Annotated in this window: 15 protein-coding genes and 1 pseudogene; 6 read left to right on the forward strand and 10 right to left on the reverse strand. The window is 47.9% G+C overall.

Going from position 1 to position 21306, the window contains the following annotated elements:
• Positions 1 to 130: 130 nt before the first annotated feature.
• Both NFHSH190041_RS09985 and NFHSH190041_RS09990 read left to right on the forward strand, forming a co-directional pair.
• Positions 131 to 457 (forward strand): annotated as a pseudogene (locus NFHSH190041_RS09985) (integrase core domain-containing protein); the annotation flags it as partial.
• A 112-nt stretch (positions 458 to 569) separates the two neighbouring features.
• Positions 570 to 1010 (forward strand): hypothetical protein, encoded by a 441-nt coding sequence (locus NFHSH190041_RS09990; protein WP_261921722.1) that lies wholly within the window; start codon positions 570 to 572, stop codon positions 1008 to 1010.
• Positions 1011 to 1545: 535 nt separating this feature from the next.
• On the opposite strand, the gene NFHSH190041_RS09995 is transcribed toward NFHSH190041_RS09990, so the two are convergent.
• The 3 genes from NFHSH190041_RS09995 to clcA form a co-directional block, all read right to left on the reverse strand.
• Positions 1546 to 1830 (reverse strand): type VI secretion system PAAR protein, encoded by a 285-nt coding sequence (locus NFHSH190041_RS09995; protein WP_261921723.1) that lies wholly within the window; start codon positions 1828 to 1830, stop codon positions 1546 to 1548.
• Positions 1831 to 2025: 195 nt separating this feature from the next.
• Complete coding sequence (locus tag NFHSH190041_RS10000; protein WP_261921724.1) at positions 2026 to 2340, reverse strand: hypothetical protein; 315 nt, start codon at positions 2338 to 2340, stop codon at positions 2026 to 2028.
• 184 nt (positions 2341 to 2524) lie between these two features.
• A complete protein-coding gene (gene clcA, locus NFHSH190041_RS10005) occupies positions 2525 to 3937 on the reverse strand; it encodes a H(+)/Cl(-) exchange transporter ClcA (RefSeq protein ID WP_261921725.1) in 1413 nt (470 codons plus the stop codon).
• Between the two features lie 245 nt (positions 3938 to 4182).
• Here clcA and NFHSH190041_RS10010 point away from each other — a divergent pair, with 245 nt between their 5' ends.
• The gene (locus NFHSH190041_RS10010; RefSeq protein WP_261921726.1) at positions 4183 to 6888 is read left to right on the forward strand and encodes a bifunctional acetate--CoA ligase family protein/GNAT family N-acetyltransferase; all 2706 of its coding nucleotides are present in this window, start codon (positions 4183 to 4185) and stop codon (positions 6886 to 6888) included.
• A 252-nt stretch (positions 6889 to 7140) separates the two neighbouring features.
• On the opposite strand, the gene NFHSH190041_RS10015 is transcribed toward NFHSH190041_RS10010, so the two are convergent.
• Genes NFHSH190041_RS10015 through zwf form a run of 4 tightly spaced genes read right to left on the reverse strand, consistent with a single transcriptional unit; the run spans position 7141 to position 11828 of the window.
• Positions 7141 to 7788, reverse strand: a complete 648-nt coding sequence (locus tag NFHSH190041_RS10015; RefSeq protein ID WP_261921727.1) for a bifunctional 4-hydroxy-2-oxoglutarate aldolase/2-dehydro-3-deoxy-phosphogluconate aldolase — start codon at positions 7786 to 7788, stop codon at positions 7141 to 7143.
• Between the two features lie 19 nt (positions 7789 to 7807).
• Positions 7808 to 9634, reverse strand: a complete 1827-nt coding sequence (gene edd / locus NFHSH190041_RS10020) for a phosphogluconate dehydratase (RefSeq protein ID WP_261921728.1) — start codon at positions 9632 to 9634, stop codon at positions 7808 to 7810.
• 9 nt (positions 9635 to 9643) lie between these two features.
• Positions 9644 to 10348 (reverse strand): 6-phosphogluconolactonase, encoded by a 705-nt coding sequence (gene pgl / locus NFHSH190041_RS10025; RefSeq protein WP_261921729.1) that lies wholly within the window; start codon positions 10346 to 10348, stop codon positions 9644 to 9646.
• A gap of 10 nt (positions 10349 to 10358) precedes the next feature.
• A complete protein-coding gene (zwf, locus tag NFHSH190041_RS10030) occupies positions 10359 to 11828 on the reverse strand; it encodes a glucose-6-phosphate dehydrogenase (protein ID WP_261921730.1) in 1470 nt (489 codons plus the stop codon).
• Positions 11829 to 12141: 313 nt separating this feature from the next.
• Here zwf and NFHSH190041_RS10035 point away from each other — a divergent pair, with 313 nt between their 5' ends.
• Both NFHSH190041_RS10035 and pyk read left to right on the forward strand, forming a co-directional pair.
• Positions 12142 to 12999, forward strand: coding sequence for a MurR/RpiR family transcriptional regulator (locus NFHSH190041_RS10035; protein ID WP_261921731.1), 858 nt, complete (start codon positions 12142 to 12144; stop codon positions 12997 to 12999).
• A gap of 189 nt (positions 13000 to 13188) precedes the next feature.
• Complete coding sequence (gene pyk, locus NFHSH190041_RS10040) at positions 13189 to 14628, forward strand: pyruvate kinase (protein WP_261921732.1); 1440 nt, start codon at positions 13189 to 13191, stop codon at positions 14626 to 14628.
• A 309-nt stretch (positions 14629 to 14937) separates the two neighbouring features.
• On the opposite strand, the gene NFHSH190041_RS10045 is transcribed toward pyk, so the two are convergent.
• From NFHSH190041_RS10045 to NFHSH190041_RS10055, 3 genes are all read right to left on the reverse strand, one after another.
• Entirely contained in the window at positions 14938 to 15486 is a 549-nt protein-coding gene (locus NFHSH190041_RS10045; RefSeq protein ID WP_261921733.1) for a GNAT family N-acetyltransferase, read from the reverse strand.
• A 292-nt stretch (positions 15487 to 15778) separates the two neighbouring features.
• A complete protein-coding gene (locus NFHSH190041_RS10050; RefSeq protein ID WP_261921734.1) occupies positions 15779 to 17833 on the reverse strand; it encodes an alpha/beta hydrolase family protein in 2055 nt (684 codons plus the stop codon).
• Positions 17834 to 18066: 233 nt separating this feature from the next.
• Positions 18067 to 19599, reverse strand: a complete 1533-nt coding sequence (locus tag NFHSH190041_RS10055; RefSeq protein ID WP_261921735.1) for a fumarate hydratase — start codon at positions 19597 to 19599, stop codon at positions 18067 to 18069.
• Between the two features lie 118 nt (positions 19600 to 19717).
• Here NFHSH190041_RS10055 and pabB point away from each other — a divergent pair, with 118 nt between their 5' ends.
• Complete coding sequence (gene pabB, locus NFHSH190041_RS10060) at positions 19718 to 21205, forward strand: aminodeoxychorismate synthase component I (protein WP_261921736.1); 1488 nt, start codon at positions 19718 to 19720, stop codon at positions 21203 to 21205.
• Positions 21206 to 21306: the final 101 nt, after the last annotated feature.

The raw sequence follows: 21306 nt of genomic DNA on the forward strand, positions 1-21306 counted from the left end.
AGACCTCAATGGGCGAATTAAGTAGGTACTTCAAAGCTTAGTCAAGAGGCTTTGGAGCTTCAAAAAAGATTTGGGTGTCCTAACTTTTGATCCTGGGTGTCCTAACTTTTGATCCTGGGTGTCCTAACTTTTGATCCGAACACTTAATCAACTCTTGGAACAACGCCCTAAACCTTCAATTATCCGTTGTGATAAAGGGCCTGAATTCATTAGTGGTGAGTTTGTCAATTGGGCCAAGCAACATAACATTCGGATTGAATATATTCAGCCAGGTAAACCCCAGCAGAACGCCTATATTGATCGACACAACAAAACGATGCGATACAGCTGGGTGAGCAAGCATTTATTCGATTCAATCGAGGAGGTACAAGACTATGCGACAAAGTGGCTTTGGTTTTACAATCATGAACGACCACACAAAGCCAATAACGGCAGGCCACCACTGATGGCTGCTTAATCTCTACTTTAATGGCGGTTAAAAAAGGGAGGACTACCGTGTCAGTGTAGAATACGCTGACAAGCTATTTAAAACTACACTAAAGAAGATAGAAGAACTGAGGAATAAGTGAGTGAGTAAAATTAAGGTTGGAGATATTTTTGAAATAACACTTGAGTCACATAAAGCAATATGTTGGGTTTTCTGGGTTTCAAAAATTCAAAAAGGTGCTTTTGGTTTTGTTATTCAAGATATTGTAAAAAATAATGATGAATATAATTTAAAAGATTTATGTCAAAAAAAACCTATTTCCATTGAAGTTCCAAAAGGAATTTACAGAGAAATATATAGTGATACGGTATATTTCAAAAGGCATAGGCATTGGAATATTGTTGGTCACAAAGATGGGATAAATATCGATTTAATGCATGTTATAGGATGTTCTTTATACAATGGGGATGAGTATATAAAGAATTTAGATTCATCGGAATCAAATCAATGTAGGACATTTATGTCATGTGGATACAAAGCCGTTGAAAATATTGTTTCTTACTATATAAACAACAGTATGTAAAAAGTTGCCCTTATAATTATGGCAAGCAATTATGTGTAAAATATGTAGCACTCTCCCTGTTTAAATAGATAGCCTATTTAAACAACTGCATAATTTATCATCAAAAATGATATAACCACTACATAAAAGTGCTACGTAATTTTTTCACAGGCACTGAGACCGCTTCAGACCTTGCACCCTTCTTATCACTGTGTATTCCGCTGTGCAAGAAGGGTGTTGGGTGAATTTACATAATTGACTATCCACACAGAATTGACATTTAAAAAATGACATTCCACGGTTTTTTAAATGAATAAAATCATACGAATGACCTATATTCTACACGTACTTATTCATCGAAATGCACAAGCCAAAAAGTCAAGATCATGTGGGTGAACAGTTACCAAACTTACTGGCAAATCTTATAAGCAAGTAGGGTTAAATTGTGGCAGAAACTTACCAGAATCTTTATTGCGTGGTGGCATGGAGGATTTTCCTCCAGCACTCAGCCCTGATGTCTTTATTTTACATCAGGGCGGTATAACACAACTTGTCCTCAGCCAATATTAACCGTGCTGACACCAATAAGTGTGCCCCCACAACTGACACCGTCATTACTTCTGGCCGCCGGTTTGCCATCAATAAATACCGAGCTTGAACCCTCTTTTATACTGCGAGGATGCGGCGGTGCAGGCGGTAAGGTGTGGGGCATCAGCATATCGCCTTTTCTGGCCATGGGCCGCCCTTCACAAAAAACACTTGTCGAACCACTGATAACCGGGGTTGGTGGAAATCCTTCATGCCCTGTATCAATATCCCCCAGTTTTACTGCCTTGCCCATTTAAAAAACCTGTTACGGCTTGATTGAGAAGGCTGGATAATTGACTATAGGACATCCATAACTCTTTTCTTGCTAATTCACTCTCCCCGGAGAGTGAATGTCCTGTCGCTGATAACGCCATTTTCAGTCAAAATTTGCAGATAAATACCACCTCTGACAGCAACTAAAGCTGCCAACAGGCGGTTTTTGCAAGTCTTAGTGCTCAGCGCCATCAACCACTGATACCGCTTTTATTTCCTTCCCCAAAATCCCAATACATGACATAAATACCGCTTGACCGATTTCGCCCTGCTTGGGGGTACCACCCGGTATCTCTGGGACGATGCCGACCGCTTGGTACAGATTACTCAGCCCAGCGGCCAGCGACAATCCTTCAGTTACAACGCTTACGGCAAAGTGACTGAAATTATTGACGAGAATGGTGACAAGACCCGTTATCAATGTGAACCCAACAGCCATCTGGTCAGCCAGGTTATCCACCCAAATGGCGTCAGCTCTGTATTCTCGCATCAGTGAATATTCATAACAGTGACAAATATTGACCTCAATGCTCAAGTACAGCGCGGATGTAAGCTAATGAGGTAAGCCTGAGAAAGGGGTTAGGAAAATACTGGAAAGAATGAACAAGATCACTTTGGAACACAGTGAAGATTTGTCGTTACCCTATCTTCCACTGTGCTCCAAATAAAATAGATTAAGCAGTTTCTGCCTGAGCGGCTTTTTGCGCCTCTGCAGCTTTTTGTTTTGCTAATGTACGTTGCAACAACTGGCTGTAAATTGGCTTGCCACCGAGGGCCTGAGCAGCCATGGTCGCGCCCAAGGTTGTGATTAGCAGCGGCAAAATCAAATCATAGTTATGGGTTAATTCAATAACCAATAAAATCCCAGTAATCGGTGCCCGAACCGTTGCCGCAAATAATGCCCCCATGCCTGCAATCGCAAACATACCTGGATTAAGATGCATTTCCGGGAACAAGTGAGTACAAATCACGCCAAAGCAGGTGCCGAACAGTGTCCCCAACGCCAACATAGGGGCAAATACCCCACCAGGTGCGCCAGAGCCAAAACAAGCCAGCGTAGTCACCAAGCGAGCTATAAATAACAGTAGCAATACGGTAAGACTGTAATCCCCATTAGTCGCATGGGGGATCAGTGCGACACCTTCGCCTGTCAAAGTCGGCGCCACCATCAGCATTAAGCCAAAAAAAGCCCCCAGCAAAGCACCCATCGTCAAGAAGCGCTTCTGCTCATTACGGTGATACAGCACAAATGCATCCATGGTAGTGATCACCATACGGTTAAACATCACCCCAAACAGACCAAAGATTAACCCCAGCAGCAAAAACAGCAGCAAGGACGTCAGCGGCGCCGCACCATATACAGGCATGGTGATCATCGCCGCTTGCCCGCGCAGTAAACGGTAAGTAATGGTTGCCATAATGGCTGCAATGATCACCGCTTTGACACTCACCAGGTTATAGCGAAACTGCGGGCGCATCTCCTCCACGACAAACATAATCCCGGCTAACGGCGCATTAAATGCCGCGGCCAAACCGGCTGCAGCCCCAGATGCCACTAGAGTATGCTGCCCCTCTTCATCTCGCAGGCGGAACATGTCATAGATCATGCGACCAACGCTGCCGCCCATTTGTACCGATGGCCCTTCTCGTCCCAGCACCATACCAGCACCAATGGTGCCAATACCGCCAAAAAACTTCACCGGGATCACCCGCCACCAACGTACTCTACGAACGCCATCTAGCGCGCCTTCAATCTCCGGAATACCTGAACCTGCCGCTTCAGGCGCTAATCGGTGCACCAGATAAAAACCAAAGCAAGCCAGTGCGGCACTGGTGACAATCACTGACACTATGGTGATGAAATCCACCCCGCCTTCATCGGCCAGCCAGCGGGCGCGCTCATCCACGACATAGTTAATGGCAATATCAAAGGCCGTACATAATAAGCCAGCTAATATACCGACCATGGCCGATAGGACAAGAATGATGAGGGGACTTTTGTGACTGGAAATAAACCGGCGCACAACCCGGGTTGGTTGTTGCCTGAATGAAATTTGGGGGTCAGAACCCGAGGCTTCACTGTTCATATATAAGTGCAATTACCGAGTTAAAACACTGCAGGCAGACACCTGCGAGCAAAGAGCAAAAAATGAGGGCAAATCATACCACCAAATTTACAAATTTTGTGGATCTGTATCACTGTGAAAGCTAAATAATTAAACTGTGTAGCTGCTTTTTTATATCGCTCCACCATTTAACGCCTTGCGACAATATGGGCAACAAATCATCCCTCTGATACAGTGTCACCATAGCTCCCGGGACGGACAAGTTTATGAGTTTGCGCACCTTATCTCCGCTCTTCAATCCCAGCTCTGTCGCTGTGATTGGTGCATCAATCAAGCCTCAGCGGGCTGGTAATGCCGTGATCCGCAATTTAATCACCAATGGGTTTAGTGGCCCCATTATGCCGGTAACAGCAAAATATCAGGCGGTATTGGGGATACTAAGCTACCCCAGCGTTGAGGCTTTACCCATTAAACCGGATGTTGCCATCATTTGTATTCGTGCTGACAATGTGCCGGCGGTGGTGGAAACCTTGGCTCAATACGGTTGTAAGGCCGCCATTATTATGGCTTCCGGTATGGAGCAAGTGACCTCTAATGGTCAGACATTGTTGCAGCAAGCCATGCTCGCGGCCAAACGCTTTGGTATGCGTTTGCTGGGGCCAAATAGTCTGGGCATGATTATCCCTGCGATTGGCCTCAACGCCAGCCTCACCCACAGCGCCGCCCTGCCCGGTAAAATTGCCTTTATCTCTCAATCTGCCGCTGTCTGTACCACTGTCTTAGACTGGGCGAACCATAAAGGCATCGGATTTTCCGCCTTTATCTCTATGGGCGAGTCGGCTGATATTGATGTAGAAGAGCTACTGGATTTTCTTGGCCGGGATCCCCGAACCCAAGCTATTTTGCTGTATTTGGACGGCATTAAACACAGCAGGCGGTTTGTCTCCGCGGCCCGGACAGCCTCGCGCCATAAAGCCATCATAGTGCTTAAAGCTGGCCGGCAGATGCGGCAAGTCCCCCTTCAAGCGCAAGCAACCATAGGTCATGATACCGTCTATGACGCAGCATTTAGGCGCGCGGGGATGTTGCGGGTACAAAATTTAACTGAGTTATTTGCCGCAGTTGAAACATTAGCGCACTCCGCCCCCATCAAAGGGGAAAAATTAGCAGTGCTGAGTAATGGCAATGGTCCAGCACAACTGGCCATGGATGAACTCCTCTCCCGGGGCGGTAAAATGGCAACCCTGTCCCCAAAAACCATTGAAAAACTCAATCAACTATTACCTGTTACCTGGTCTGGTGGTAATCCGGTGGATATTATCGGTGACGCAGATGCCAAGCGTTATGGCGCAGCACTGGATATTTTACTCGATGCCCCTGAACTAGATGCAGTCTTAGTGCTACATGCTCCATCCGTATTAGGCAACAGTAGCGATATCGCCCACACTGTCATTGATACGGCCAAACGCCATCAAGCAGGCCGCATACTCAATATTCTGACCACCTGGAGTGGTGAGGAAAGTGCCTACCCAGCCAGAAAAGCACTCAGTCGCGCTGGCATTCCCACTTATCGCACTCCTGAAGGCGCCATTGGCGCGTTTATGCATATGGTGGAATTTAGACGTAACCAAAAACTGCTACAACAGGTCCCTCAGTCTATCCCTGAGCTTTCCCCAGCGCTGAACCAGACGGCGCCGCAGCAAGCCAGAGCCTTACTGGATCAGGCAATCAAACTAGATAAACTCCAGCTTGAAACCCATGATGCCGCACCAATCTTAGCCGCCTATGGGCTACACACTATCGCCACTCGGTTTGCGGCAAACAGTGATGAGGCTGTGCATATTGCCCAACAGCTGGGTTATCCCGTAGCACTGAAAATTCAATCACCGGATCTACTGCATAAATCCGATGTCCATGGCGTAGTGCTAAACCTTAATAGTGCCGAAGAAGTACAGCAAGCCGCTCAAGCGATGGCCAGTCGGGTCAGAGGGGCAGATAACAATGCCCAAATTCAAGGCATCTTAGTGCAAAAAATGGCGCTGACCGCTGGCGCGCAAGAGATCCGCGTCGCGGTGCTAAATGATCCTGTATTTGGCCCTGCAATCTGCCTTGGGGAAGGCGGTTCTGAGTGGCACCCAACCCGGGATGGCGCAGTCGCCTTGCCACCACTGAATATGGCTCTCGCCCGTTATTTGGTGATCCAAGCACTAAAAAGCCACAAACTGCATGATCGGCATCTGCCTAGAGGGCTGGATATGCAGGCCTTATGTCTGATGTTGACTCGCCTGTCCCACTTGATTATTGACTGTCCGCAAATTGCCAGTCTGGATCTCAACCCGGTTCTCGCCGCTGGCCCGCAAATCACTCTGCTGGATATCAATCTGACCTTGCATGCCAAACCTAGCGATAATGCGCAGCGCTTAGCAATTATGCCCTACCCTAAGGAGCTGGAAGAAACTGCCCAACTGAAAGATGGCCGGGCGATCACCTTAAGACCCATTTTGCCTGAAGATGAACCACAGCATCATATATTTGACTCGGCGTTATCGGCCGAAGACAGGTATAAACGCTATTTCGGTGTGCGCGCCCCCATGACCCATGAGGAGATGGCAGTATTAACCCAGATAGATTACGCCCGGGAAATGGCTTTTATTGCCATCGCCCATCAGCATAATGGTGAAGAACTCACCTTGGGAGCCGTGCGGGCAGCCATTGATCCAGATAATACCGAGGCAGAATTTGCCATGGCCGTTCGCAGCGATCAGCAAGGATTAGGAATTGGCCGTCTGTTACTGGAAAAATTAATCCGCTATTACCGTAATAACCACACCCGAGTATTAACTGGCTTTACCATGTTTGAAAACCGAAATATGGCCAGTTTGGCTAAATCACTGGGGTTTAGCGTCAGTTTTGATATGGAAGAGCAGCTGATTAAAATGGTGTTGCCGCTTGAAAATAAAGATAAGGGATAAGGAAGCATAAGCAGGATAAGAATAAGACAAAGGATGATCCATCGCCCACGCCTTTATTTACTGCGACTTATTATTTGCAGCCAGCCCACTAACTGCATGGGTCACCATGCATTCAAGCTATACACGCTGGGGCTGGCACGAATAACTGAATCATAACGACTGAATCTTCAGCAAAAAAATCCGCCGTCAAAGTTTAACTCTGACGGCGGAGATACACCCTAAGACAGTGTCACAATAATTACAGTTAAGGTATTAACCCTTTATGCCGTCAATCGCTTCGCGACATAATTGGGTAATACGTTGCCAATCACCTGCATCCATCGCATCTGTTGGTGCAATCCAGCTACCACCGATACAATCAACATTTTTCAATGCCAAATAATCCAGATAGTTTGCAGGGCTGATGCCTCCGGTTGGACAGAAATGGATATCTGCCAATGGGCCAGCAAATGCTTTTAACGCGTTCACGCCACCGGATGCTTCCGCAGGGAAAAATTTAAAGTGGGTATAGCCCAGCGCCATCCCAGCCATCACTTCTGAAATACTGGCAACGCCTGGGATCAGTGGTACAGTTCCCGCCTTAGCGGCTTTTAGCAATTCCAGGGTTGCACCTGGAGTGATGGCAAACTGAGCACCTGCATCAACAGCCTGCTGCAACTGGGCTTCACTTAAAATGGTGCCAGCACCCACAATCGCTTCCGGTACTTCTTTGGCAATACGGCTGATAGCTGCCAAAGCGCAAGGAGTACGCAGTGTCACTTCCAATACACTGATCCCACCGGCAACCAGCGCGCGAGCCAGCGGCACAGCGTGCTCAATATCATTAATTACCATTACAGGCACAATTGGCCCACGGGCAAAAACATCCTGGGGCTGTAATGACCAGTTCGTTGTTTGCATCTTGTCTACTTCCTTCAGATCAATAGTGTTCATCAATTGCCGTGGTGCAGCGGGCGCCGGTTTCCGGGCTGCTCAAATGGGCACGCATCACAGCAAACAGTTCCCGTCCCATGCCATAGCTGACTGGGTGCAGGTCAATTTTTTCCGCTACTCGCTCGGCCAATATCGCATCATCCACCAACAGGCAGATTTCACCGCTGTCAGCATTGACTCTGATCAGATCGCCATCTTGAATTTTGGCAATCAATCCGCCATCAATCGCTTCTGGTGTCAAATGAATCGCCGCAGGCACTTTGCCAGAGGCTCCGGACATCCGGCCATCGGTCAACAGCGCCACTTTAAATCCTTTATCCTGTTGGGTACCCAACAGTGGGATCAGTTTATGTAGCTCTGGCATACCATTAGCTTTTGGTCCTTGACCTTTCACTACCACGACACAGTCTTTATCCAGCTCACCGGCTTTAAATAACGCGTCGAGTTTATTCTGATCGTCAATCACCACAGCTTGTGCTTCGATCACGCGATGCTCAGGTGCCACCGCAGATGCTTTGATCACAGCGCGGCCCAGGTTTCCCTGTAACAATTTCAGGCCGCCATTAGCCTGAAACGGCGTAGCACAGCCAGTCAGCACGTCTTTATCCAAACTTTCCTTAGGCCCATCCACCCAAATCAGCTCGCCATCGATCAATCGTGGCTCTTTGGTATAGCGCGATAAGCCAAACCCGGCCACAGTGCTGACATCTTCATGCAACAGTCCGGCATCCAGCAGCTCGCGGATCAAAAATGCCATACCACCGGCTGCGTGGAAATGGTTGATATCGGCATGACCATTGGGATACACCCGCGCCAATAATGGCACTGCATCTGATAATTCAGAGAAGTCATCCCAGTTAACTAAAATTCCGGCCGCACGAGCTGCAGCCACAATGTGCATCGTCAGGTTAGTGGAGCCACCGGTAGCCAGCAGCGCAACAATGCCGTTTACTACGGATTTTTCACTGACAATTTCACCAATAGGTGTGTATTGGCCACTGTGCTCAGTCAAACGACATACCTGTTTAGCAGCCATTTGCGTCAAGGCATTACGCAGCGGATCATCTGGATTAACAAAGGATGAGCCAGGCAACTGCAGCCCCATGACTTCCAGCATCAGCTGGTTAGAGTTTGCTGTCCCGTAAAAAGTGCAGGTACCCGCACTGTGATAACTTTGTGATTCCGCTTCCAACAGCGCACTGCGATCCAACTTACCTTGGGCAAATTGTTGACGAATTTTGGCTTTTTCTTTATTTGGAATGCCGGACTTCATTGGCCCTGCAGGCACAAACATCATAGGTAGGTGGCCAAAACTTAATGCGCCGATCAGCAAACCCGGCACGATTTTGTCACATATCCCCAGCAGAAGCGCACCGTCAAACATATTGTGAGACAAGCCCACTGCGGTGGCCATAGCGATCACTTCACGGCTGAGCAGGCTTAACTCCATCCCCGGCTGGCCTTGAGTGACACCGTCACACATGGCTGGCACACCACCGGCAACCTGAGCAACACTGCCAATTTCATGGCAAGCCGCTTTAATAATGTCAGGATAACTGCCATAAGGTTCATGGGCTGACAGCATATCGTTATAGGCGGTAATAATGCCGATGTTCGCCTTATTAAGCTGACGCAGCGTTGTCTTGTCTGCCTGATTACAAGCGGCAAAACCATGAGCCAGATTACCACAGCTCAGCGAACTACGATGAACACCCCGGGTTTTGGCGTCATTCAGCGCCGCCAGATATTTTGCCCGGCTGGTCTTACTGCGGGCGATAATTCTGTCTGTGACAGCCTGTACGACTGAGTGCATTTTGCCTCCTTAAGCACTCCAGTAGACATCTACCGGAGTCTTGTGTTGTGCCAATACCGCTCTTATCGGCATGGCATAGATATCGTCATCAGCCAGAGCCTGACGATATACCGCTAATTTTTGCTCCCCAACCAGATGCAAATAGATCTGACGACTGCCCAATATGGCGTTGCGGGTTAAGGTGATCCGCGCATGAGGAGCGCTTTGTGGCTGCACTGCGGCCAGCAGTGCATCACTGTTTAAGGCATGATTAAGTTCATCGGCAGGGGCGCAGGGAAACCAAGAGCAAGTATGGCCATCATTGCCCATGCCTAATACCACCACATCAAAAGGCCTTGGCAGATTGGCTAATGATTCACAAGCCATTTGTAATCCTGCCTCGGGGGTGGCAAACATGTTTTTCAACCCACGGAATTTGGCACACGCCGCATGCCCTTGCAGCAAATTAGCCCGAACTAAGGATTCATTGGAGTCCTTATCATAAGGCTCCACCCAGCGCTCATCTGCCAGCGTGATATACACATCACGCCAGTCAATGGCGATATCACTGAGTGCCCGAAACAGCTTCAGCGGCGTAGAGCCACCAGATACCACTAATGACGCCTCTCCTCGGCTATCAACCGCTTGCTGCAGTTGCTGCGCGATCCGCTCCGCCAACTGCTGCTCTAATGCTGCAGTAGTATCAAATGATTTAAATACCGTTTCCTTAATCATACCTGTCTCCTTATTCGTCCCAAGACCGGCCATCTTTGGTGATCAGCGCAACAGAAGCCACAGGGCCCCAGGTGCCAGCAGGATAAGATTTAGGTTTTTCGTTCGACATTTCCCATGCGGAAATAATACCGTCGACCCAAGTCCATGCCTGTTCCACTTCATCTCGGCGAACAAACAAAGCTTGGTTGCCCAACATGGCTTCTAATAACAGCCGCTCATAGGCATCGGCGATACGTTCATTTTTAAAGGTATCGGAGAAACTCAAATCCAGCTTGGTGGTTTGCAGGCGGGTAGTCTGCTCCAGACCTGGTACCTTATTCATCATCTGGATTTCCACCCCTTCATGGGGCTGCAGACGGATAGTCAGCTTATTGGGTGGCAGATTACGGTAGCTTGAGCGATACAGGTTATGGGGTGGGTTTTTGAAGTACACCACAATTTCTGAACTTTTAAACGGCATACGTTTACCGCTGCGCAGATAAAATGGCACACCGGCCCAACGCCAGTTATCGATATCCACCCGCAAAGCGACAAAGGTTTCGGCGGAAGAGTCTTGATTAGCCCCCTCCTCTTCCAAATAACCCGGTACAGGGCTGCCTTTAAGGAAACCGGATGAGTATTGGCCACGAACTGTGTTCTCATACACATTGTCCATATTAATTGGACGCAGTGATTTGAGTACTTTCACTTTTTCATCACGAATGCTGTCAGCATTCAAATTCACCGGAGGATCCATCGCCACTAAGGTCAACACCTGCAATAGGTGGTTTTGGATCATATCGCGCATCTGACCGGCTTTATCAAAGTAGCCCCAGCGCCCTTCAATCCCTACTTCTTCAGCAACAGTGATCTGCACATGGTCAATGGTGCGGTTATCCCACTTAGAGGCGAACAATGAGTTAGCAAAACGCAGGGCAATCAGGTTCTGTACCGTTTCTTTACCCAGATAATGGTCAATACGGTAAACCTGAGATTCCTGGAAATACGCTGATACCTGATCATTAATCACCTTGGATGATGCCAGATCAGAACCAATCGGTTTTTCCAGCACCACCCGGGTATCGGGCTTGATTAAATCCTGTTCGTGTAAACAGCGGCAGATATCACCAAAAATGGCGGGCGGCGTGGCGAAATAATTCACCATAACATGGGAAGGATTGAGCAGCTCGTTGAAGGCTGCATAACCGGCAGATTCGGTAAAGTTAGTGCCAACATAGTGGCAGCGGGAGAGGAAACGGGTAACTGTGTCTTCGCAAAGCTCTTCTTTAACGAAAGTATCCAGTGCCTTACGCACTAATACTATAAATTCATCCCGGGAAAAACTATCTTTGGCGACCCCGACAATTTGGGTCTCTTCATGCAGCAGCTGCGCTTTATCCAATTGGTACAGGGATGGCAGCAGCTTCCGACGAGCTAGGTCACCTTTGGTACCAAAGAGAACAAAATCACAGGCTTTGGCGGCTGAGGTTGTAATGCTCATGGCTTCAAGCTCTCCTTTTTTATCACTGGGCTATCTTGCTAAAAACCCACCGTTTTGTCGTAATATAACAACAGATATTGGTAATTGCACTCAGAATTTACACCTGCGCGACCAAGGTCAAACTAGTCAGTTTATAACGAGTTCTGATATGCTTTTTGTGCTTAAATTACTGTCAGCAGTGATATCTTTCATGGTATGACATTTCTGCCGAATGTCAGTTGCGGTGCTTGATAGAAAAGACGTTTTTCTGTACATCTAACACCGTTGATTAAAAAATAAAATTACACAATCGAAATTTAGCGGACGTACGCGTATGAATACCCTAGAAAAGGTTCAGAAAAGCCTCACTCATTTCAGCAAGTCTGAACGTAAAGTGGCGGAAGTCATCCTGGCATCTCCTCAAACCGCCATTCATTCCAGTATTGCCACCCTGGCCAAGATGGCCGATGTTAGCGAGCCAACCGTTAACCGTTTCTGCCGCCGCCTCGATACTAAAGGCTTTCCTGATTTTAAACTGCATTTAGCACAAAGTCTCGCAAACGGCACGCCATACGTTAGCCGGCACGTGGAAGAAGACGACTCGCCAGAATCTTACACTACCAAGATTTTTGAATCGTCCATGGCATCATTGGATACTGCGCGGCAAAGCCTCGACACCACGGCTATCAACAAGGCGGTAGATGTGCTGACTCAAGCCAAGAAAATTTCTTTCTTTGGTCTTGGTGCTTCAGCCTCGGTGGCCCACGATGCCCAGAATAAATTTTTCCGATTTAATGTGCCGGTCATCTGTTTTGATGATGTGTTAATGCAACGCATGAGCTGCATCAACAGCAACGAAGGCGATGTCGTGGTTCTCATCTCCCACACAGGCCGCACCAAGTCGTTGATCGATATTGCTCGGTTAGCGCGGGAAAATGGCGCAGCAGTGATCGGCATTACCGCTAGGAACTCACCGTTATCAGCGGAATGTACCCTGCCGGTGACCATGGAGGTCCCTGAAGATACCGATATGTATCTACCAATGGCATCACGTTTAGCACAATTGGTGATCATTGACGTATTGGCCACAGGTTTCACCCTGCGCCGGGGACCACGCTTCCGTGATAGCCTAAAACGGGTAAAAGAAGTGCTGAAAGAGTCACGGATCACAGTCGACACCAGCCACGTGTGATAGGCCGACATTAATTCCACATTAGAAACGGCAGATGTGCTTGCATCTGCCGTTTTTGCATCTTAAATAGGTTGAGTTATCACAAAAAATAAAAAGCTTGAGCTGTGTCATTTTGTTCGTAATTTTCCTACAAAAATAGGATTAAGCTGATAGTATAACTGCAGATTAGTTAAATTAACGGAGTGTCATATGTTCCGCAGAACCAAAATCGTGACCACACTCGGCCCCGCCACTGATCGTGACGATAACCTGCGTAAAATCATCGCTGCAGGTGCCAATGTTGTACGTTTGAACTTCTCCCACGGCTCACCAGAGGATCATCTCGCCCGCGCGACCAAAGTTCGTGAGTTAGCCAAAGAGCTCGGTACCCATGTCGCCATCCTCGGCGATCTGCAAGGCCCCAAAATCCGCATCTCTACTTTCAAAGACAATCAAAAAATCCAACTCTCTCTCGGTGATACTTTTACCCTTGATGCTGATATGGCGAAAGGTGAAGGTAACCAACAGGCAGTGGGTATTGACTATAAGGCACTGCCTGATGACGTCACTGTCGGCGATATCCTGATGTTGGATGATGGCCGTGTGCAACTGAAAGTTGAAAAAGTCGAAGGCCGCAAAGTGGTCACCTCTGTCGTTGTGGCCGGCCCGCTGTCCAACAACAAAGGGATCAACAAGCAAGGTGGTGGTTTATCCGCTGCTGCACTGACTGACAAAGATAAAGCTGACATTATTACTGCGGCCAATATCAAGGTTGATTACTTAGCCGTTTCTTTCCCTCGCAGCGGTGCCGATCTCAATTATGCCCGTGACCTCGCTCGCAAAGCTGGCAGCAATGCATTGATCGTCGCTAAAGTAGAGCGCGCAGAAGCGGTTGCCACTGATGAAGCGATGGATGATGTGATTCTGGCATCAGATGCGGTGATGGTGGCTCGTGGTGATCTCGGTGTAGAAATTGGTGATGCCGCACTGGTTGCTGTTCAGAAGAAACTGATCGCCCGTTCTCGTCAGCTAAATAAAGTGGTCATTACTGCTACCCAGATGATGGAGTCGATGATTTCCAGCCCTATGCCTACTCGGGCAGAAGTGATGGATGTCGCCAACGCCGTCTTGGATGGTACTGATGCGGTTATGTTGTCAGCCGAAACAGCTGCCGGCGACTTCCCAGAAGAAACCGTCAAAGCCATGGCGAATGTGTGCCTCGGCGCAGAAGCTCATCCAAGTGCCAGAGTCTCTAAGCACCGTTTGGATGAACACTTTACCTCTATTGAAGAGACCATTGCCCTGTCTACCATGTATGCGGCAAACCATCTAAATGGGGTAAAAGCCATTATTGCATTGACTGAATCTGGTGCGACCCCACAGCTGATGTCCCGTATCACTTCTGCACTGCCAATTCTGGGCTTGTCTCGTCATGAAACAACGCTAGCAAAAATGGCGCTGTACCGCGGTGTACAGCCTATCTTCTTTGACAGCACAGTACATGCCGCTGAAAAAGTTGCCAGCAATGCCATGAAGATGCTTAAAGAAGCGGGATACCTGCAATCCGGTGATTTGGTGCTGATGACCAAAGGTGATGCAATGGAAACCGTTGGTGGAACCAATACCTGTAAGGTACTGATTGTTGCTTAATGTTTAAGACATAATCACCACTAAAAATCCGGGGCTATCCCCGGATTTTTTTATTGCTCGAAATTAAATAACAAAAACAACCAACAGATAGGTATATGTATCATGGTAAAGTCAGTTTCGTTACTTATGCACAAATAAGTTTCAGAATTGAAACTGATATCCATTTCATCATTAAATGAGGAACACCGCTCGTGTTTTCCCTGTAACTTGCCACCAGCAACTTGTTTCTATGGCTTTTTTTGCTGCGATCCCTCACAGCATGAACCAAGCTATTTGTTGACTTAAAGCGAGCTCCTATCGTATTTCATTTCATACTGTTGGGCGCTGCTCACGCCACTCACGGGCCAACATGGCATACTGATATTCACTGCACCAGTCGCCTTTAAACAAAATATTTTCCACTAAATGCGCTTCGCGACGAAAATGCAACCGCTCCAATAATCGAACCGCATTACTATTGCGACAATCGGTAATCGAAATCACTCTGTGCTGTTTCAGTTCATCAAATAAATACGCCAGCATTAATTGGAGTGCTTCTTGAGCCAATCCCCGCCCCTGCCAGCCAGGCGCTAAGGTAAAACCAATCTCAGTTTGCTGTGCATCCAAAAAATGCAGTGCCAAATCACCCGCCAATGCCCCCGTATCTCGGACAATAATGGCTAATTGAAACCAATGCCCCGGCGCGCCAAAGGCCCTTAGCCCCATGGTACGGAAAAGTTCATTAGCATCGTCAAGGGTATAACCATCCCAATGGTGATAACGGGCAATCTCTTCCCGATTTCGATATTGGGCAAATGCTGGCAGGTCCTGCTGCTCCAGCAGGCGTAAATTAATCGCTGTTCCACAAAGCTGCATCATTGCGCTCCTTAACACGATAAGTAATCAGCACATACTGCTTATTCAGTGTAACAGTAAGGTGGAAAATAACTTTGCCACAGCTGCAAAAAACGACTGATTTTTAAGTTAAAACTGATATTTTTCGCGGAGTATGACCTCTTAATCGTTCGCACTCAGACCTAGTCATAACCTTAAACTTAATTTGATCCCCAAAGCCATTAACCAAACAAATAACGTCAACGAGTCAGTTGAAGCGGGATTTTCCCAAGGCGAGAATAACAAAGGCGGCAAATGCCGCCTTGTGTATCATCAGCTATTTAGCCGCTAGCCCTGTCCAGCGTTCCAGCCAACCCAGAACATTGGCATACCACTGCTCTAAGTTATCACCGGTTAAGATCCAGTGATTTTCCATCGGATACATCAATAACTTACTGGGGATATTATTGCGCTGCATATAGGTAAAAGCGGCTAATCCCTGCCCATAAGGTACCCGGAAGTCTTTCTCTCCATGGATCACCAACATAGGCGTCTGCCAATTTTCCACGTAATTAACCGGATTGAATTTTTCATAAAGCGCTTTGTTGTCTTTATACTGGCCACCAAATTCAAACTCGGGGAACCACAGCTCTTCCGTTACATAATACATAGAACGCATATCAAACAGACCGGCATGATTAACCAGACACTTAAAGCCATCGGGCCAATTGCCCTGGATCCAGTTCATCATATAGCCGCCATAGGAGCCGCCTAAGGCACAGGCATTATTCACATCTATCCATTTTTGCTGCTCACCGATAGCCGCTAGCCCTTTTTGCAGATCTTCCAGTGGTTTACCGCCCCAGTCCTGAGTAATCGAATCGGTAAATGCTTGGCCGTAACCGGTCGAGCCATGGAAATCCACCATCACCACACCATAACCGGCACCGGCCCACAATTGTGGGTTCCAGCGATGGCTAAAACCATTACCAAATGATCCCTGAGGCCCGCCATGAACTAAATAAGCCAAAGGATATTTTTTACCCGCTTCAAAGTTCGCAGGCTTAAGCCAGTAGCCATAGACAGTCTCGTTATTCCAGCCTTTAAAGCTGAATTGCTCAAATTCACCGAACTTAATGGCAGCTAGCTTTTCTTTGTTGGTATTGGTCAAACGTTTTAGGTTATGGCCATCTTTATCAATGGCATATACATCACCTGGCTCGACTAACGATTTATGGCTGAACAGAATATTGTCATCTGTTACCGCAATGACGCTATTACTACCATCGTTATAGATGGGTTTTACATCACCAAACTGGGTATTAATGGCAAAAATGCTGACCTGACCCACATCCTGCGCCGTGACATATAAGGTGCGATTATCGCTGCCAAACTGGAGCGAATGGGCACTGCGATCCCACAGTGGTGCCACTTCCTTTTCTTGTCCTGTCACAGTATCACGCAAAATAATGCCAAATCTGTCGGCTTCAAACCCTGGGCATTTCATGGCTAGATAAGCCATATATCGGCCATCGGCTGAAAAAGTGGCGTGGGCATCCCACGCTAAATTATCCGCTGTCAGGTTGACCGCCTTGCCCCCAGTCACGGGCACTTGCCACAGATCATAATTAGTGATCCAGGCCTGATCCGGCCCCGGCTCTTTCGCGGTATACACCAGATGTTTACTATCGGGCGTAAACGTCACCTCTTCCATACCAGAAAATGGTTTAGGTGGCGTTTCAGTGTCCAGTCCTGCCGTCACATCTACAGCTTTGCCTAACTTTGTGCCATTAATGGGTGCAACAAACAGATGATTGCGCGCATGATCATGCCAAGTGTCCCAATGACGCACCATCAACTTGTCATATTCCCGACCACGGTTAGGCTGTTCCGCTTGCTGGGTAAATTTATCCGCAGAGCAAGTCAAGGTGTCACATTCAGGAAATACCCTAAGTTGCAACGCGACCTGCTGGCCATCTTTTGACAGTTTATAGCCATCAATATCCAGTGGCAGATCACTGATTTGCAATGCTTCACCGCCAGTTAATGGCATGCGGTACAACTGAGTTGAACCTTGCCGCGCGGCGAGAAAGTAGATAGCGCTATCATCCGGTGCAAAACTAACAGCGTGCTCAGTACCGGCAATCCCCGTCAAACGTACAGGCTGCGCATCTGGTCGAGAAAGGTCCAGTCGGTATAATTCCGACTCCGAACTACCATCGGCCTGTTTCACCGTTAATCCGTATACCAAGGTATTCCCACTGTGGGATACTGCCATGGAATGCTGTTTATTAAGTGCTAATAGATCCTGCACAGTGAAAGGCTTTGGCTCAGAAGCTTGGGCAGAAGTCGCAGCTAGCCCCATGGCCAGCAATAATGTCTGTTTTTTCATTGTTATTATTTGTCTTTCCATAGTCTTGATTTGCATGATATTTATATGGCCTAAGCAAACATGCCTAGGCCGAATCCATGTCACAACAAATCATCATCACAAAAAAGTGCCCTCTCTTTAAGGAAGGCTTATTGATTGGAGTCAGCTTTTTCAAGCTATCTGCTAATCAGTCATGGAGCTTAACTACAGCCATCTCGCTGGAGATGGCTTAAAGTAGTCAGTTTAAGAAAGGCTCAGTCAGCTGCGGTAAGTTTGATTTTCCACTCCGCAGGGCCAGTTTCATGGGCGTTAACCCCCTTGCTGTCTACCGCAACAGTGACTGGCATATCTTTTACGTCAAACTCGTAAATGGCTTCCATACCTAAATCATCAAAGGCGACCACTCGCGCCTGTTTAATGGCCTTCGATACTAGGTAAGCCGCTCCACCCACCGCCATCAAGTACACCGCTTTATGCTGCTTGATAGAAGCAACCGTTGCCGGGCCACGCTCAGCTTTACCAATCATGCCCATCAGCCCGGTTTGCTCCAGCATCAGATCGGTGAACTTATCCATTCGGGTTGCTGTAGTCGGCCCTGCCGGCCCAACCACTTCATCACCAACCGGATCAACCGGCCCAACGTAATAGATAAACTTACCGGAAAAATCCACCCCATCAGGCAGCCCTTCGCCACTTTCAATCAAGGACTGAATGCGTTTATGGGCAGCATCTCGCCCGGTAAGCATCTTGCCTGACAACAGCAGTGTGTCACCACTTTGCCAGCTTTGTACTTCATCCCGGCTCACGGTATCTAAATTGACCCGCTTAACGTTATCGCCCAGCTCCCAAGTGATTTCCGGCCAATCCTCTAATGATGGCGGCACCAACTTAGCCGGCCCGCTACCATCTAAATGAAAGTGCACATGCCGGGTAGCAGCACAATTGGGGATCATCACCACGGGCTTTGAGGCCGCATGGGTTGGTGCTGACTTAATTTTAATATCCAATACAGTGGTTAGACCGCCTAACCCCTGAGCACCAATGCCCAACTTATTACAACGCTGAAATATATCCAGCCGCAGCTGATCTTCAGTACTTTGGGCACCTTTAGCCTTTAATTTATGGATATCGATAGGATCCATCAGGGATTCTTTCGCCATCACTGCCGCTTTTTCAGCTGTGCCACCAATACCAATCCCTAACATACCAGGCGGACACCAGCCCGCACCCATGGTCGGCAAGGTTTTCTCCACCCAAGCAGCAATATCATCAGAAGGGTTAAGCATAGCCATCTTGCTCTTATTTTCTGAGCCACCACCTTTAGCTGCTATCGCCACGTCAATTTGCGCGCCAGGAACCATTTCCACATGCACAACGGCGGGCGTATTGTCCTTGGTATTTTTTCTGCCACCAGCTGGGTCGGCAACAATGGAGGCGCGAAGTGGATTATCGACATTGGTATAAGCCCGGCGCACACCTTCGTCCACTAACTGCTGCACCGTCAGCGCTGAAGTATCCCAACGAACATCCATTCCCAATTTGACAAAACAGGTGACAATACCTGTGTCCTGACACAAAGGGCGACGCCCTTCAGCAGATAAGCGGGAATTTATCAATATCTGCGCCATCGCATCTTTGGCGGCAGGATTAAGCTCTTTGTCATAGGCCTCAGTCATGGCCTCGATAAAATCTTTTGGGTGGTAATAAGAGATGTACTGCAGTGCATCGGCAACGCTGTCAATAAAATCAGCCTGCTTGATCACCGGATAAGGGGAAGGTTCAGACATGGTAAGGCACTCCGTTAAGCCAATTGAATATTTTTATAATTGTTCTTCCATTGTTGCCGGATATGATACTCTGTTGCTGATTTTTGCACTAGATCATAAGTTAAAATAGGGTTACCTGATGAATTCAAAGGCGTCTTATACGCCCGCCAGCTGCCGTCTAGCCTGGCCTCTTTCCACCGAAGCTGTATTTCACTGTTTTGCTGCAACCCCTTGGTCTATCTTGCTTGACAGCGCAAACGCTGATCATCCAGATGCCCGTTTTGATATTATTTGCGCCGAACCAATTGCCACCCTGACACATCAACATGGGTGTAACATACTGAATTATTGCCAGCCTACAAACGATCCCGCTACAGCGACAATAAAACACCGAGCAACACTGCCAGCAGACCCTTTTTGTGCCATCGAGCAAGTGATGCAGCAGCTTTATCCCAATCCCACCACCAGTTCACTGCCCTTCTCTGGCGGTGCCATGGGGGCTTGGGGGTATGATTTAGGCCGAGCGATCGAGTCCCTGCCCACCACAGCGGTCGCGGACTTAACTCTGCCGGATTTAAATCTGGGATTTTATGACTGGGCACTTATCTTTGATAATAAGGAAAATGCTTGGCAACTGGTTCATGCCAGAGGCGAGCAGGCACTCAAGTCCCAACGGTGTAAATTAGAGCAACAACTTGCGCATCTATTGTCTAAGACGGATTCAACAAGCCAAGCTACAGACAGCCACAAGAGAAATAACAAACCGACTGAGATTCCGGCAGAAACCGAATCAAACGACTTTCGTCTTAACGGCCCTTGGCAACCTCAATTGACCCAAGCGCAATACACAGCAAAATTTGATACGATTCAGGCTTATCTGCACAGTGGCGATTGTTATCAAATCAATCTGACCCAAAGATTTACCGCCCCGTACCATGGCGATGAGTGGCAGGCTTATTGTCAATTACGCAATAGCAATAAAGCCCCTTTCTCCGCTTTTATGCGTCTACCACAGCAAAGTATTTTATCCATTTCACCTGAGCGCTTTATCCGCTTAGCTGACGGTGAAATTGAAACCAAGCCCATCAAGGGCACCTTGCCACGCTATAGTGATCTGCAATTAGACCAACAGGCAGCCCAGAGACTGGCTAATTCAGAAAAAGATCAGGCCGAAAACTTAATGATTGTGGATCTGCTGCGCAATGATCTGGGCAAAGTAGCAACCCCAGGCAGTGTGCGGGTACCCAAATTATTCGCCATTGAAAGCTTTCCGGCAGTGCACCATTTGGTCAGCACGGTCACCGCTACCCTGCGACCTGATTGTCACGCCACCGATCTACTTCGCGGCGCATTTCCTGGCGGTTCGATCACCGGCGCACCGAAAATCCGTGCCATGGAAATTATTGAGGAGCTAGAGCCATCAAGGCGCAACCTGTACTGTGGTACTATGGGCTATATCAGTCAGGATGGCAAAATGGATACCAGCATAACAATCCGCACCTTAGTTGCCGAGCAAGGGCAGTTATTTTGTTGGGCGGGCGGTGGTATTGTTGCTGACTCTACCGCAGAGGCAGAATATCAGGAGACCTTTGATAAAATCAGTCGCATCCTGCCAGTGCTGGGATAAGCCGCGCTTTGTAATTCCCCTTGAGCAATGATGGCCGTACTGCGGATAAAAGTTATTCAGTACTGACGTACAAATCATATACCTGACATAAAGCTCATAGC

Source organism: Shewanella sp. NFH-SH190041 (genome assembly GCF_024363255.1).
Taxonomy (GTDB): Bacteria; Pseudomonadota; Gammaproteobacteria; order Enterobacterales; family Shewanellaceae; genus Shewanella.

What these genes read in the sequence shown, in the direction of transcription:
- NFHSH190041_RS09995 (WP_261921723.1), bottom strand. Translation starts at nt 1,830, where the DNA reads ATGGGCAAGGCAGTAAAACTGGGGGATATTGATACAGGGCATGAAGGA.
- NFHSH190041_RS10000 (WP_261921724.1), bottom strand. Translation starts at nt 2,340, where the DNA reads ATGCGAGAATACAGAGCTGACGCCATTTGGGTGGATAACCTGGCTGAC.
- clcA (WP_261921725.1), bottom strand. Translation starts at nt 3,937, where the DNA reads ATGAACAGTGAAGCCTCGGGTTCTGACCCCCAAATTTCATTCAGGCAA.
- NFHSH190041_RS10010 (WP_261921726.1), top strand. Translation starts at nt 4,183, where the DNA reads ATGAGTTTGCGCACCTTATCTCCGCTCTTCAATCCCAGCTCTGTCGCT.
- NFHSH190041_RS10015 (WP_261921727.1), bottom strand. Translation starts at nt 7,788, where the DNA reads ATGCAAACAACGAACTGGTCATTACAGCCCCAGGATGTTTTTGCCCGT.
- edd (WP_261921728.1), bottom strand. Translation starts at nt 9,634, where the DNA reads ATGCACTCAGTCGTACAGGCTGTCACAGACAGAATTATCGCCCGCAGT.
- pgl (WP_261921729.1), bottom strand. Translation starts at nt 10,348, where the DNA reads ATGATTAAGGAAACGGTATTTAAATCATTTGATACTACTGCAGCATTA.
- zwf (WP_261921730.1), bottom strand. Translation starts at nt 11,828, where the DNA reads ATGAGCATTACAACCTCAGCCGCCAAAGCCTGTGATTTTGTTCTCTTT.
- NFHSH190041_RS10035 (WP_261921731.1), top strand. Translation starts at nt 12,142, where the DNA reads ATGAATACCCTAGAAAAGGTTCAGAAAAGCCTCACTCATTTCAGCAAG.
- pyk (WP_261921732.1), top strand. Translation starts at nt 13,189, where the DNA reads ATGTTCCGCAGAACCAAAATCGTGACCACACTCGGCCCCGCCACTGAT.
- NFHSH190041_RS10045 (WP_261921733.1), bottom strand. Translation starts at nt 15,486, where the DNA reads ATGATGCAGCTTTGTGGAACAGCGATTAATTTACGCCTGCTGGAGCAG.
- NFHSH190041_RS10050 (WP_261921734.1), bottom strand. Translation starts at nt 17,833, where the DNA reads ATGAAAAAACAGACATTATTGCTGGCCATGGGGCTAGCTGCGACTTCT.
- NFHSH190041_RS10055 (WP_261921735.1), bottom strand. Translation starts at nt 19,599, where the DNA reads ATGTCTGAACCTTCCCCTTATCCGGTGATCAAGCAGGCTGATTTTATT.
- pabB (WP_261921736.1), top strand. Translation starts at nt 19,718, where the DNA reads ATGAATTCAAAGGCGTCTTATACGCCCGCCAGCTGCCGTCTAGCCTGG.